General features: G+C 37.4%; 15 protein-coding genes and 2 tRNA genes. 15 read left to right on the top strand and 2 right to left on the bottom strand.

What is annotated here, in order from left to right:
- The first annotated feature begins 60 nt into the window (after positions 1 to 60).
- Together RDY04_RS06745 and traF are read left to right on the top strand one after the other, a co-directional pair.
- A tRNA-Asn gene (locus tag RDY04_RS06745) sits at positions 61 to 134 on the top strand.
- A gap of 109 nt (positions 135 to 243) precedes the next feature.
- Complete coding sequence (gene traF, locus RDY04_RS06740) at positions 244 to 579, top strand: conjugal transfer protein TraF (RefSeq protein ID WP_303950149.1); 336 nt, start codon at positions 244 to 246, stop codon at positions 577 to 579.
- Positions 580 to 1,131: 552 nt separating this feature from the next.
- On the opposite strand, the gene RDY04_RS06735 is transcribed toward traF, so the two are convergent.
- A complete protein-coding gene (locus RDY04_RS06735) occupies positions 1,132 to 1,908 on the bottom strand; it encodes a protein-ADP-ribose hydrolase (RefSeq protein ID WP_303950146.1) in 777 nt (258 codons plus the stop codon).
- Between the two features lie 195 nt (positions 1,909 to 2,103).
- Between RDY04_RS06735 and trxA the strand changes: the two genes are divergently transcribed.
- From trxA to rsmA, 5 genes are all read left to right on the top strand, one after another.
- A complete protein-coding gene (trxA, locus tag RDY04_RS06730; RefSeq protein WP_048787902.1) occupies positions 2,104 to 2,418 on the top strand; it encodes a thioredoxin in 315 nt (104 codons plus the stop codon).
- Positions 2,419 to 2,478: 60 nt separating this feature from the next.
- Positions 2,479 to 2,910, top strand: coding sequence for a CoA-binding protein (locus tag RDY04_RS06725; RefSeq protein ID WP_014635075.1), 432 nt, complete (start codon positions 2,479 to 2,481; stop codon positions 2,908 to 2,910).
- A 53-nt stretch (positions 2,911 to 2,963) separates the two neighbouring features.
- The gene (locus tag RDY04_RS06720; RefSeq protein ID WP_303950142.1) at positions 2,964 to 3,740 is read left to right on the top strand and encodes a TatD family hydrolase; all 777 of its coding nucleotides are present in this window, start codon (positions 2,964 to 2,966) and stop codon (positions 3,738 to 3,740) included.
- The gene (gene rnmV / locus RDY04_RS06715) at positions 3,733 to 4,293 is read left to right on the top strand and encodes a ribonuclease M5 (RefSeq protein WP_011681655.1); all 561 of its coding nucleotides are present in this window, start codon (positions 3,733 to 3,735) and stop codon (positions 4,291 to 4,293) included. The genes RDY04_RS06720 and rnmV overlap by 8 nt, the downstream gene beginning before the upstream one ends.
- A 143-nt stretch (positions 4,294 to 4,436) precedes the next feature.
- Positions 4,437 to 5,309 (top strand): 16S rRNA (adenine(1518)-N(6)/adenine(1519)-N(6))-dimethyltransferase RsmA, encoded by an 873-nt coding sequence (gene rsmA / locus RDY04_RS06710; protein ID WP_303950139.1) that lies wholly within the window; start codon positions 4,437 to 4,439, stop codon positions 5,307 to 5,309.
- A gap of 38 nt (positions 5,310 to 5,347) precedes the next feature.
- Here the strand turns inward: rsmA and RDY04_RS06705 are convergent.
- A tRNA-Leu gene (locus RDY04_RS06705) sits at positions 5,348 to 5,431 on the bottom strand.
- 135 nt (positions 5,432 to 5,566) lie between these two features.
- Here RDY04_RS06705 and rsgA point away from each other — a divergent pair.
- The 8 genes from rsgA to rpsG all read left to right on the top strand — a co-directional run bounded on the left by rsgA (position 5,567) and on the right by rpsG (position 11,977).
- Positions 5,567 to 6,439 carry a ribosome small subunit-dependent GTPase A gene (rsgA, locus tag RDY04_RS06700; RefSeq protein WP_303950136.1) on the top strand — a complete coding sequence of 291 codons (873 nt, stop codon included), beginning with the start codon at positions 5,567 to 5,569 and terminating at the stop codon, positions 6,437 to 6,439.
- Between the two features lie 7 nt (positions 6,440 to 6,446).
- A complete protein-coding gene (gene rpe / locus RDY04_RS06695; protein ID WP_303950134.1) occupies positions 6,447 to 7,106 on the top strand; it encodes a ribulose-phosphate 3-epimerase in 660 nt (219 codons plus the stop codon).
- Entirely contained in the window at positions 7,099 to 7,731 is a 633-nt protein-coding gene (locus RDY04_RS06690; protein WP_303950131.1) for a thiamine diphosphokinase, read from the top strand. Before rpe ends, RDY04_RS06690 begins: the two co-directional genes overlap by 8 nt.
- A gap of 1 nt (position 7,732) precedes the next feature.
- Positions 7,733 to 9,007 (top strand): DNA recombination protein RmuC, encoded by a 1,275-nt coding sequence (locus RDY04_RS06685; RefSeq protein WP_303950128.1) that lies wholly within the window; start codon positions 7,733 to 7,735, stop codon positions 9,005 to 9,007.
- Positions 8,997 to 9,938 (top strand): 3'-5' exoribonuclease YhaM family protein, encoded by a 942-nt coding sequence (locus RDY04_RS06680; protein ID WP_303950127.1) that lies wholly within the window; start codon positions 8,997 to 8,999, stop codon positions 9,936 to 9,938. Before RDY04_RS06685 ends, RDY04_RS06680 begins: the two co-directional genes overlap by 11 nt.
- Before the next feature lie 93 nt (positions 9,939 to 10,031).
- Entirely contained in the window at positions 10,032 to 10,847 is an 816-nt protein-coding gene (gene purR / locus RDY04_RS06675; protein ID WP_002891918.1) for a pur operon repressor, read from the top strand.
- A gap of 227 nt (positions 10,848 to 11,074) precedes the next feature.
- Positions 11,075 to 11,488: a 30S ribosomal protein S12 gene (rpsL, locus tag RDY04_RS06670; protein ID WP_002884809.1), complete on the top strand. Its 414-nt coding sequence runs from the start codon at positions 11,075 to 11,077 to the stop codon at positions 11,486 to 11,488.
- Positions 11,489 to 11,506: 18 nt separating this feature from the next.
- On the top strand, positions 11,507 to 11,977 hold the full coding sequence (gene rpsG / locus RDY04_RS06665; RefSeq protein WP_002884746.1) for a 30S ribosomal protein S7: 471 nt from the start codon (positions 11,507 to 11,509) through the stop codon (positions 11,975 to 11,977).
- Positions 11,978 to 12,151: the final 174 nt, after the last annotated feature.

Below are 12,151 nucleotides of genomic sequence, written 5' to 3'. Positions count from 1 at the left end.
AGTACGCCTGATGTAGTTGGGGGTTGCCCCCTGTTAGATACGGTAGTTGCTTAGCCTTTATCCGCCATAGCTCAGTTGGTAGTAGCGCATGACTGTTAATCATGATGTCGTAGGTTCGAGTCCTACTGGCGGAGTATAGTTTTTGAAGCTAGACATTGTCTAGCTTTTTTTAGTTTATTTTCTTGTTAATTACCAATTTTTTAGATATTATATGATTAGATTTTTTATTCGAGAGGTATTATTATGTCAATTTTTGCATCGGCTTTTACGCCCATTTCTGTCTCTTTGGCTAAGGAGAATATTGCTTCAGCTGAAAAATTTATTTTGTTTATTGGTCGTTCTTCGTGTCCGTATTGTCAGCGTTTTGAGCCTAAATTATCAAATGTTGCTCGTAAATCTGAATTTAATATTTTTTATATTAATAGTGAAAATAGTGATGAACTGGGAGAGATTCAGGCTTTACGTAAACGCTATGGTATTGCGACTGTACCTGCACTGTTTGTCTCAGAAAAAGGTGCTACGAAGGTTGTTTGTGACTCTTCGCTCTCTGAGGAAGACATTTTAGATTTTATTTCTTAAGTTATTTTTTGGAGGTTCTTATGTTTATTTCTAAACACGAGGTCCAGTATTATGTAACAGATCGAATGGGCATTACTCATTATTAAATTATGTTCGATGGATGGAAGAGGCTAGAACTTTTTTCTAAGGAAGATAGGATAGTCTTATGAAAAAATTGAAGAGGAGGGAATTCTTTCTCCTGTTATTTCTATGCGGACACTGGACTTTGAGTCCAGAGAGTCTGCCAATTCCGCCATGCCGGCAAAGTATAACTGGGGTAGCTGGATTCGAACCAACGCATTCGTGTTAATATAAAGCTACAATGACTTTCTTAGATCAGATTTCTATAGAAATTTCTGTAAAAAGTATTAAATCTGCTAAACTTTTTTTCTGTATAGAATGCTAAATCAAGATGGTGTTCTAGTTTGTACAGGTCTTTCAGAACATAGTTTTTGTCTTAAGAAGGTAGTTTTGTTAATCTAAAAAATGATTACCCTGCATTCTTTAAATTTATGAAAGAACAATCAATTTCATAATAAAAAAGAAAATCAATTTTGATTTTCTTTTTTATTATTAAAGGAGATCTTGATAAATATCTAAATTTTCATCATCAAAGACGTTAAAAATAACCTTTTTAACAATATCGGAGTAATCAATAAAGGTTTTAACAGTTTTAATTGCGATTTCTGCTGCTTTTTGTTTTGGAAATTTGAAATCGCCAGTTGATATACATGGTATGGATATTGATTCTATATTGTTTTTTTCCGCTAGTGCTAATACTGAAAGATACGATTTAACCAAAAGATCTTCATCAATTGGTGTTAGTTGGTTTTCAATTTTTGGACCAACTGTATGTATAACAAAGGCAGAAGGGAGATTATAAGCTGGGGTTATTTTAGCCATTCCTACTGGTTCTTCATATCCTTGTTCTAAGATGAGTTCGAAACAAGCTTGACGTAACTGGACACCTGCATATGTATGAATAGCATTATCAACACAATTATGGAGTGGTTTCATGCATCCAAGTAAGGTTTTATTTGCTGCATTTACAATTGCATCTACCTCTAGTCTTGTAATATCACCTTTCCATAGATAGATTCTCTTATCTTGAGGAATAGACTGGAGAGAGTTGAGTTGTACTATTCCTCGTTCACCTTTTCTAACTTGTAGGTAAAGGTCTTGAATGGTCAAGAATTGTGTTGATGCTGCCATTGGTTTACGTGTATTAAAGAGTGCTCTTAGGAGTTTCTGCTTTTCTTCGAGCTCTTCTGGAACAATCAAATCATGTAATTCTAGATTTTCTTTTTTGAGTTCACCTATGAGATAGGTAATCATTGCATCTTTATCCATGTTTACTCTTTTCTATTTTTTTAGCTTATTTATTATTATACTCTCAAGGTATTCTATGGGCAAGTGATGTCCATGATAGGAAATGACTAATATTTGATAAGAAATTCTTATGTATGTATCAAATTCTTGCAATGGCCTTTAGAATCATATAGAATAGGTCTACAAAAGTTTTATAATATTTAGGAGGATAATTAAATGACACAAGTAGTAACAGATTCTACATTTGAACAAGAAACAGCTGAAGGACTCGTCTTGATTGATTTTTGGGCAACTTGGTGTGGGCCTTGCTTGATGCAAGCACCAATTCTTGAGCAACTTTCTGAAGAGATTTCAGAAGATGAACTAAAGATTGTGAAGATTGATGTTGACGAGAATCCAGAAACAGCACAAAAATTTGGAATTATGTCTATCCCAACTTTGTTATTCAAAAAAGACGGTGAGGTTGTTAAGCAAGTTGCGGGTGTTCATACAAAAGAACAAATTAAAGCTATCGTTGCTGAGCTTAGCTAAGTAATCATCGCCATCCCATTTAGGAAGAGTTTAGTTTTTTCGAACGATGAGGAGAGTCAAATGTCTTATTCATTTCAAAACCCTAGTGCTGAGGTTATAGAATCTTATTTAAAATCGGCAAAGACTATCGCAATCGTTGGTCTATCTCATCGCAAGGAGGCAGCATCTTATCAGGTTGCTCATTTCCTACAAGCTGCTGGTTATCGTATCATACCAGTAAATCCCAAACTAGAAGGCCAGGAGCTTCTTGGAGAGCATGTTTATGCTTATCTTAAAGATATTCCATTTTCGATTGATATTGTTGATGTATTTAGACGAAGTGAGTTTTTACCAGATGTTGCTTATGATTTTCTTGAAACGGATGCAAAAGTTTTTTGGAGTCAAATTGGTCTTGAGAATGAGGAAGCTGAGACTATTCTTCGTCAAGCGAATAGACAGGATATTGTAATGAATCGTTGTACAAAGATAGAATATATGCGACTCTTTGTTTAATAAAATGAAAAGGTGAGTGAGCTAAGCTCGCTCCTTTTTGTTATAATAGATTTATGATTAAAATTTTTGATACACATACCCATCTTAATGTGGATAACTTTGCAGGAAAAGAACAAGAAGAAGTAAATTTTGCAGCTGAACTTGGTGTTGTTAAAATGAATATTGTTGGTTTTGATAAAGCGACAATTAAGAAGTCTTTAGCGCTGTCAGAGCAATATGACCAACTATATAGTACAATCGGATGGCATCCTACAGAAGCAGGGTCATATTCTCAGGAAATTGAGGATATGATTGTGTCACAATTGGGGAATCCAAACGTAGTGGCACTTGGCGAGATTGGTTTGGACTATTATTGGATGGAAGATTCTAAGGAGGTTCAGATTGAGGTCTTTAAGCGTCAAATAGCCTTGTCAAAGGAATATAATTTGCCTTTCGTTGTACACACACGTGACGCACTTGAGGATACTTACGCTGTTATTAAAGAAGTTGGTGTTGGTCCTCGTGGGGGGATTATGCACTCATACTCAGGGTCCCTGGAGATGGCTCAAAAATTTGTTGAGCTCGGTATGATGATTTCATTTTCAGGTGTTGTAACTTTTAAGAAGGCTTTGGATGTCCAAGAAGCTGCTCAGTACTTACCTTTAGATAAGATTTTAGTTGAAACAGATGCACCGTATCTAGCACCTGTGCCAAAACGTGGTCGTGAAAATCGTACAGGGTATACACGTTACGTGGTGGATAAGATTGCAGAGCTTCGTGGTTTAACAAGTGAAGAGGTTGCAAGAGTTACTTATGACAATGCGATGAGGATTTTTGGTCTGAATGAGTAAAATAAAAATTCAAGAAGTTATCGTCGTAGAAGGCAAGGATGATACGGCAAATTTGAGACGTTTTTATGAGGTGGATACCTATGAGACTAGGGGTTCTGCTATTAATGAGGATGACTTAGAGCGTATCGATAAGCTTAATGAATTACGAGGAGTGATTGTTTTCACAGATCCAGATTATAATGGAGAGCGTATTCGGAAAATCATCATGGAAGCTGTTCCGACAGCAAAGCATGCTTTTTTGAACCGTGGTGAAGCAAGTCCAAAATCTAAGACAAGAGGTCGTTCCTTGGGAGTTGAGCATGCAAATTTTGAAGATATTCAGAAGGCACTGGCTGGAGTTCTAGGTAGTTACGATGATGATAATCAGTTTGATATCAGTAAATCAGATCTCATGAAGTTAGGACTTTTAATGGGATCTGATAGCCGTAAACGTCGAGAATATTTGGGGGAAGCGCTTCGCATTGGTTATTGCAATGGAAAGCAGCTTTTAAAACGTTTGGAATTGTTTGGAATTACTTTAGAAGAACTTGAAGAGGTCATGGCGAAATACTAGGGTTATTAGTGCTCTTAGAAATTAAGAAGTCGCTAAAGTTGCTGCTAAATAGTTTCTTTTAGCAGTTAAGATAATTAAGAATCTGATTTAATTTTGAATTAAAGTAACAAGAATCCTGATATTAAAATAAGAAAAGAGAATAAATGAGAATTGCAGATTATAGCGTGACCAAGGCTGTCCTTGAACGTCATGGTTTTACCTTTAAGAAGTCTTTTGGACAGAACTTCTTAACAGATACAAATATTTTACAAAAGATTGTTGATACGGCCGAGATTGACAAAAATGTCAATGTTATCGAAATTGGGCCTGGTATTGGAGCATTAACAGAATTCTTAGCTGAAAATGCTGCGGAAGTTATGGCATTTGAAATTGATGAGCGATTGGTTCCGATTTTGGAAGATACTCTGCGTGATCATGATAATGTTAAAGTGATTAATGAAGACGTTCTCAAGGCAGATTTACAGACACGTGTCAAAGAATTTGAAAATCCAAATCTACCAATCAAGGTTGTAGCCAATCTACCATACTATATTACGACACCAATTTTAATGCATTTGATTGAGAGTAAGATTCCTTTTGCAGAATTTGTTGTTATGATGCAAAAAGAAGTTGCAGATCGTATTTCTGCTGAGCCCAATACAAAGGCCTATGGTTCGTTATCCATCGCTGTGCAATATTATATGACTGCTAAGGTGGCATTCGTTGTCCCTCGTACAGTTTTTGTGCCAGCACCTAATGTTGACTCGGCTATTTTGAAGATGACACGCCGTAAGCAACCTTTAGTTGAAGTTAAAGACGAAGATTTCTTTTTCCGTGTATCAAAGGCTAGTTTTGTGCATCGTCGCAAGACGCTTTGGAATAATCTGACAAGTCATTTTGGTAAGTCTGAAGAAGTTAAAAATAAGCTTGAGCAGGCTTTGAAAAATGCAGCTATAAAACCTTCTATTCGCGGAGAGGCGCTGTCTATTTCTGATTTTGCATGTCTCTCAGATGCTTTGAGAGAAGCTGGTCTATAATTCAAAAATCCCGCTGAATGTCAGTGGGATTTTAGCTATGCGGAGAAAGGGATTTGAACCCTCACGCTTGAAAAAAGCACATGCGCCTGAAGCATGCGTGTCTGCCATTCCACCACCTCCGCAGTGATAGGATTATTATACTGCAAATTAGTAAAAATTCAAGGAGTCCAAAGGAATTGTGTTCCGTGCTTGTTTTGGGTCAGAAATGCTTGTAGTTTTGTGATATAATAGGGCTATTAAACGAATGAGGAGTTCACTTGCAAGGAAGAATTATCAAAGCACTGGCAGGTTTCTATTATGTAGAGCATGATGGTGTTGTATACCAGACGCGTGCACGAGGAAATTTTAGAAAAAAAGGACAAACACCTTATGTTGGAGATTTTGTTGAATTTTCAGCAGAGGAAAATTCAGAAGGTTATATCCTAAAAATTGGTCAACGAATCAATAGTTTAGTGCGTCCACCCATTGTCAATATAGATCAGGCTGTGGTTATTATGTCTGCTAAGGAACCAGATTTTAACAGTAATCTTTTGGACCGTTTTTTGGTTTTACTAGAGCATAAAAATATAAAGCCTGTAATCTATATTTCTAAGATGGACTTGGTTGAAGATGATTCAGAAATGAAAGCCATTCAAAAACAGTATCAAAAAATTGGTTTTGATTTTATCTTCAGTTTGGAAGAACTATTGCCGCTCTTGACTGATAAAATAACAGTCTTCATGGGGCAGACTGGTGTTGGGAAATCAACCTTGTTGAACCGTATTGCCCCAGAGTTGAAGTTGGAAACAGGTGAGATTTCAGACAGTTTAGGTCGTGGTCGCCACACGACAAGAGCTGTAAGTCTTTATGATGTTTATGGTGGAAAGATTGCTGATACACCAGGATTCTCTTCGCTAGATTATGAAGTGGATAATGCAGAGGACTTGAGTGAAGCTTTTCCGGAAATCCGTCAAGCTAGTCATGGCTGTAAATTCCGTTCTTGTACTCATACCCATGAGCCTTCTTGTGCTGTTAAGGATGAGGTTGAAAATGGCCAGATTTGGCAAGTCCGTTATGATAATTACCTTCAATTTTTAAGTGAAATTGAAAATCGTCGTGAAACATATAAAAAAACTGTAAAAAGAAAGTAGGTCTCTCATGTCATATAAAATTGCTCCTTCTATCCTAGCTGCTGATTACGCTAATTTTGCTTCAGAACTAGCTCGTATTGATGCATCAGGTGCGGAATATGTTCACATTGATATTATGGATGGTCAATTTGTTCCTAATATCAGTTGGGGTGCAGATGTGGTTGCTAGCATGCGTAAACACAGCAAGTTGGTTTTTGATTGCCACCTTATGGTTGTTGATCCTGAGCGTTATGTGGATGCCTATGCACAAGCTGGTGCAGATATCATGACCATTCATGTTGAAGCTACTAAGCATATCCATGGTGCTCTTCAGAAAATCAAAGCTGCTGGTATGAAAGCAGGTGTTGTGATTAATCCTGGAACCCCAGTTGAGGCACTTATTCCTGTACTTGATTTAGTGGATCAAGTACTTATCATGACTGTAAATCCAGGTTTTGGTGGTCAGGCGTTCATTCCAGAAATGATGTCTAAAGTAGAGCGTGTTGTGGAGCTTCGTGAAAAAGGTGGCTATTCATTCGATATTGAAGTTGATGGTGGTATAGATAATAATACTATTGCAGCGTGTGCCAAGGCGGGAGCTAATGTTTTTGTAGCAGGCTCTTACCTCTTCAAAAATCCTGATTTGACAGCGCAAGTTCAAACGCTTCGTGATGCTATCGATGCCTAAAGTAGCTTTATTTGTCGGTGGTGAGCTAGAGTGGTTCACTACCGATTTTGATTATTTTGTTGGGGTGGATCGCGCGTGCTTACGTTTGTTGGAGTTAGGTTTACCTATTGATTTGGCTGTCGGAGACTTTGATTCAGTATCTCGGTCAGAGTTAGAGATGATTCAATCAGCTACCAAAGATTGTATGATTGCTCCAGCTGAAAAGGATGATACGGATACAGAGTTAGCTCTAAAAATTATATTTCAATTATATTCTGAGGCGGAAGTAACTATTTTCGGTGCTTTTGGTGGCAGAATTGATCATATGTTATCAAATATATTTTTGGTCAGCGATCCTGAATTAGTTCCTTTTATGAGGCGTATCTGTTTGCGAGATAAGCAAAATAAGATTACTTATTATCCAGAAGGAAGTCATAAAGTTTTACCAGAACCCGGAATGACATATGTTTCTTTTTTACATGAAGGTGATGGAAAACTGACGATTTTGGGAGCAAAATACGAATTAACTAGTGTAAATTATTTCCAAAAGAAAATCTATTCTAGTAATGAATTCGTTGACGGTCCAATTCAAGTGCTTGTGCCAAATGGATATGTGATTGTCATCCAGACTAAAGATAGGAGTTAGTATGATCTATCTACTTACACTTTTAACTTTATTAAGCTTAGGGATTCTTATTGCTCTTTTCTTGAAGAATATGGAGTTAAAAGAACAGATTAATAAGAGTTTGGAAGAAAATGCAGATAATCTTTCAGATCAAGTTTCGTTTCAATTGGAAAGTTTTGCTAAGACAAATCAACTGGAAACAACAAAGCAATTGAATCAATTACAGTTGGAACTATATCAACAGTTGACAGATATTCGAGAGGTTTTACATCAAAATCTGTCTGATAATCGAGACCGTTCTGACCAACGCCTTGAGCAAATAAACCAAAGCTTGACCAAAGCTGTTAAAGATATGCAGGATTCCAATGAGAAACGTTTGGAACAAATGCGTCAGACAGTTGAAGAGAAACTTGAGCAAACCTTACAAACACGTTTACAAGCTTCTTTTGAGACGGTTTCAAGACAATTAGAGTCGGTTAACCAGGGTTTGGGGGAAATGAAAAATGTAGCCAAGGATGTTGGAAGTCTTAACAAGGTCCTTTCAAATACAAAAACACGAGGTATTCTGGGAGAGCTTCAATTAGGACAAATTATTGAAGACATATTGACTGTTAATCAGTACGAGCGAGAATTTCCTACGGTATCAGGTTCAAGTGAACGAGTTGAATATGCAATCAAAATGCCAGGAAACCATCAAGATGAATATATCTACCTTCCCATTGATTCTAAGTTTCCTTTGGAAGATTACTATCGTCTGGAAGATGCTTATGAGTCTGGTAATAAAGAGGAAATTGAGAATCACCGTAAGTCACTTTTGACTAGTATTAAGCGATTTGCCAAGGATATTAACAAGAAGTATCTTAACCCACCTGAAACCACAAATTTTGGCATATTGTTTTTGCCGACGGAAGGACTTTATGCTGAGGTAGTACGCCAACCAGCCTTCTTTGACGCTCTTCGTCGCGAGGAGAATATTGTTATCGCAGGTCCGTCAACCTTATCAGCACTTTTGAATTCATTGTCTGTAGGATTTAGAACTTTGAATATTCAAAAGAATGCGGATGATATTAGTAAGATTTTAGGTAATGTCAAACTAGAATTTAGCAGGTTTGGAGATATGTTAGCTAAAGCTCAGAAACAATTGAATACAGCGAGTAAAACAGTCGATAGTCTTCTCAACACAAGGAGTAGGGCAATTGTTAGAGCTCTTGATACAATTGAAACCTATCAAGACAGTGCGACACAAAGTTTGTTGGATTTACCACGATTAGAAAACGAGGACAAGCATGAAGATTAATCAAATGAAAAAAGACGAGTATTTTGAAGGTTTTTATCTGATTAAGCGTGCAGAGGTACGTAAGACAAGAGCGGGAAAGGATTACATTGCCTTTACATTCCAGGATGATACTGGTGAGATTTCAGGGAACCTATGGGATGCTCAGCCTTATAATGTCGAAGAATTTACCTCAGGTAAAGTAGTGCATATGGAGGGACGTCGAGAGGTTTATAATAATACTCCTCAGGTAAACCAAATTACCTTACGCTTGCCTACATTTGGTGAGCCAAATGATCCGGCTGATTTCAAAGAGAAACCACCAGTAAATCCTTCCGAAGTACGCGAATACCTAGAGCAAATGATTTTCAAGATTGAGGAAGCAACTTGGCAGCGTGTTGTTCGTGCCCTTTATCGAAAGTATAATAAAGAGTTTTTCACTTTTCCAGCTGCTAAAACAAATCATCATGCCTTTGAAAGTGGACTAGCCTATCATACAGCTACTATGGTTCGCCTAGCGGATAGCATTGGAGATATTTATCCAGAGCTCAATAAGAGTCTACTCTTTGCCGGAATTATGCTTCATGATTTAGCTAAGGTTATTGAACTTACTGGTCCTGAAAATACTGAGTATACGGTTCGTGGAAACTTGATTGGTCATATTGCTTTGATTGATGAAGAAATCACCAAGGTGCTCATGGAGCTCAATATTGACGATACACGTGAAGATGTCGTTGTTTTGCGTCATGTCATTCTCAGCCACCACGGACAACTAGAGTACGGTAGTCCAGTACGCCCCCGTATTATGGAAGCAGAGATTATTCATATGATTGATAATCTTGATGCCAGTATGATGATGATGATGACAGCCCTTAACCTGGTAGGTTCAGGAGAAATGACAAATCGTCTCTTTGCTATGGATAATCGTTCCTTCTACAAGCCAAAATTTGATTGAAATCGAAAGTAAACGAACATTTTATATGAAAATGTTCGTTTTTTGCTGTATTATGGTATAATAGTTAAAAAGTACAGAAAATATAGGTAACATATGAAATTAAAACGAAGTGAACGCATGGTAGTGATTTCAAACTACCTAATTAATAATCCTTATCAATTGACAAGTCTCAATACTTTTGCAGAGCGATATGAAGCTGCTAAGTCTTCAATCTCAGAAGATGTTGCTATCATTAAAAAAGCTTTTGAGGAAAGTCAAATAGGAGAAATCGAAACAGTAACTGGTGCATCTGGCGGTGTTATGTTTACACCGACCATTTCTGATGAAGATGCAAGAAGTCTAGTTGAAGATCTTTGTAAACGTCTTTCAGAGAGTGATCGTATCTTACCAGGTGGTTATCTCTACCTATCTGATCTATTGAGTACACCGTCTATTTTGAAAAATGTTGGTCGTATCATTGCTAGTGCCTTTAAAGGACAAAAAATTGATGCCGTTATGACTGTTGCAACTAAAGGAGTTCCTTTAGCAAATGCAGTAGCAGATGTCTTGAACATTCCATTTGTTATTGTTCGTCGTGACCTGAAAATCACAGAAGGTTCAACCGTATCGGTAAACTACGTTAGTGGTTCAAGTGATCGTATTGAAAAAATGTTCCTATCAAAACGTAGTTTGAAACCAAATAGCCGCGTCCTTATTGTTGATGATTTTCTTAAAGGTGGTGGTACCATTACGGGTATGATTAGCTTACTTTCAGAATTTGATAGTGAGTTAGTAGGTGTAGCTGTATTCGCAGAGAATGCTAAAGGCGATCGTGATATCCATGAATATAAATCATTACTTACGGTTTCTGACATCGATGTAAAAGCACAGAAGGTAGAAGTTGAAGTCGGTAATATTTTTGATAAATAATTAATCTACGATAGTATTCCTAATTTAACGATTAGGAATTTTTCTTTTTAACAAGAAAGTCTTGACAATAATTATCAAAAAATGATACTATATTAGACGGTACTTTTTACTTTTGGTCTCTCAAAAGTGTACAGAGACGTGCTGACATAAGTTGCAAAAGTACACACAGATATGGGCTGTCACCAAGTGCCATATCAACCAAAAATAAAAAACACAGGAGAATGTAGATGCCTACAATTAACCAATTGGTTCGTAAACCACGTCAATCAAAAGTTGTTAAATCTAAATCACCAGCTTTGAACGTTGGTTACAACAGCCACAAAAAAGTTCAAACTAACGTATCTTCACCACAAAAACGTGGTGTTGCAACACGTGTTGGAACAATGACACCTAAGAAACCTAACTCAGCCCTTCGTAAATTCGCTCGTGTACGTTTGAGCAACCTTATCGAAGTTACTGCTTACATCCCAGGTATCGGACACAACCTCCAAGAACACAGCGTTGTTCTTATCCGTGGTGGACGTGTAAAAGACCTTCCAGGGGTACGTTACCACATCGTCCGTGGTGCGCTTGATACTGCAGGTGTAGCTGATCGTAAACAAAGCCGTTCTAAATACGGTGCTAAACGTCCTAAAGGATAAGAAGGGAGATAAGATAAAATGAGTCGTAAAAATAGAGCGCCTAAACGCGAAGTATTGGCAGATCCATTGTACAATTCAAAAATCGTTACACGTCTTATCAACCGTGTAATGCTTGACGGTAAACGTGGTACTGCTGCAACAATCGTATACGATGCTTTCGAGCAAATCAAAGAAGCAACTGGAAACGATGCTCTTGAAGTATTTGAAACAGCTATGGACAACATCATGCCTGTACTTGAAGTACGTGCACGTCGTGTCGGTGGTTCAAACTATCAAGTCCCAGTTGAAGTTCGTCCAGAACGTCGTACAACTCTTGGTCTTCGTTGGTTGGTTAACGCATCACGTGCGCGTGGTGAACACACTATGAAAGATCGTCTTGCAAAAGAAATCATGGATGCTGCAAACAACACTGGTGCATCAGTTAAGAAACGTGAAGATACTCACAAAATGGCTGAAGCAAACCGTGCCTTTGCACACTTCCGCTGGTAATCATAAGTTTCAAGCTGAATTACAGTCATATATTCATAAGCTAAGATTATGGATTTGTAATAGGCTGACTCTGAATTCAAATAATATCATTCATATCATTTGAAAACCAGTTAAATATTAGTGAAAAAACGGGTAGGTCCTGCCTATCCGTTTTTTGACAATAATGTTATAATA

The organism is uncultured Streptococcus sp., from assembly GCF_902463925.1.
In the GTDB taxonomy this organism is placed as follows: Bacteria; Bacillota; Bacilli; order Lactobacillales; family Streptococcaceae; genus Streptococcus.
The sequence above is the reverse complement of the archived record's forward strand: the minus strand, read 5'-3'. Positions and strand labels throughout refer to the sequence as shown.

What these genes read in the sequence shown, in the direction of transcription:
- traF (WP_303950149.1), top strand. Translation starts at nt 244, where the DNA reads ATGTCAATTTTTGCATCGGCTTTTACGCCCATTTCTGTCTCTTTGGCT.
- RDY04_RS06735 (WP_303950146.1), bottom strand. Translation starts at nt 1,908, where the DNA reads ATGGATAAAGATGCAATGATTACCTATCTCATAGGTGAACTCAAAAAA.
- trxA (WP_048787902.1), top strand. Translation starts at nt 2,104, where the DNA reads ATGACACAAGTAGTAACAGATTCTACATTTGAACAAGAAACAGCTGAA.
- RDY04_RS06725 (WP_014635075.1), top strand. Translation starts at nt 2,479, where the DNA reads ATGTCTTATTCATTTCAAAACCCTAGTGCTGAGGTTATAGAATCTTAT.
- RDY04_RS06720 (WP_303950142.1), top strand. Translation starts at nt 2,964, where the DNA reads ATGATTAAAATTTTTGATACACATACCCATCTTAATGTGGATAACTTT.
- rnmV (WP_011681655.1), top strand. Translation starts at nt 3,733, where the DNA reads ATGAGTAAAATAAAAATTCAAGAAGTTATCGTCGTAGAAGGCAAGGAT.
- rsmA (WP_303950139.1), top strand. Translation starts at nt 4,437, where the DNA reads ATGAGAATTGCAGATTATAGCGTGACCAAGGCTGTCCTTGAACGTCAT.
- rpe (WP_303950134.1), top strand. Translation starts at nt 6,447, where the DNA reads ATGTCATATAAAATTGCTCCTTCTATCCTAGCTGCTGATTACGCTAAT.
- RDY04_RS06690 (WP_303950131.1), top strand. Translation starts at nt 7,099, where the DNA reads ATGCCTAAAGTAGCTTTATTTGTCGGTGGTGAGCTAGAGTGGTTCACT.
- RDY04_RS06685 (WP_303950128.1), top strand. Translation starts at nt 7,733, where the DNA reads ATGATCTATCTACTTACACTTTTAACTTTATTAAGCTTAGGGATTCTT.
- RDY04_RS06680 (WP_303950127.1), top strand. Translation starts at nt 8,997, where the DNA reads ATGAAGATTAATCAAATGAAAAAAGACGAGTATTTTGAAGGTTTTTAT.
- purR (WP_002891918.1), top strand. Translation starts at nt 10,032, where the DNA reads ATGAAATTAAAACGAAGTGAACGCATGGTAGTGATTTCAAACTACCTA.
- rpsL (WP_002884809.1), top strand. Translation starts at nt 11,075, where the DNA reads ATGCCTACAATTAACCAATTGGTTCGTAAACCACGTCAATCAAAAGTT.
- rpsG (WP_002884746.1), top strand. Translation starts at nt 11,507, where the DNA reads ATGAGTCGTAAAAATAGAGCGCCTAAACGCGAAGTATTGGCAGATCCA.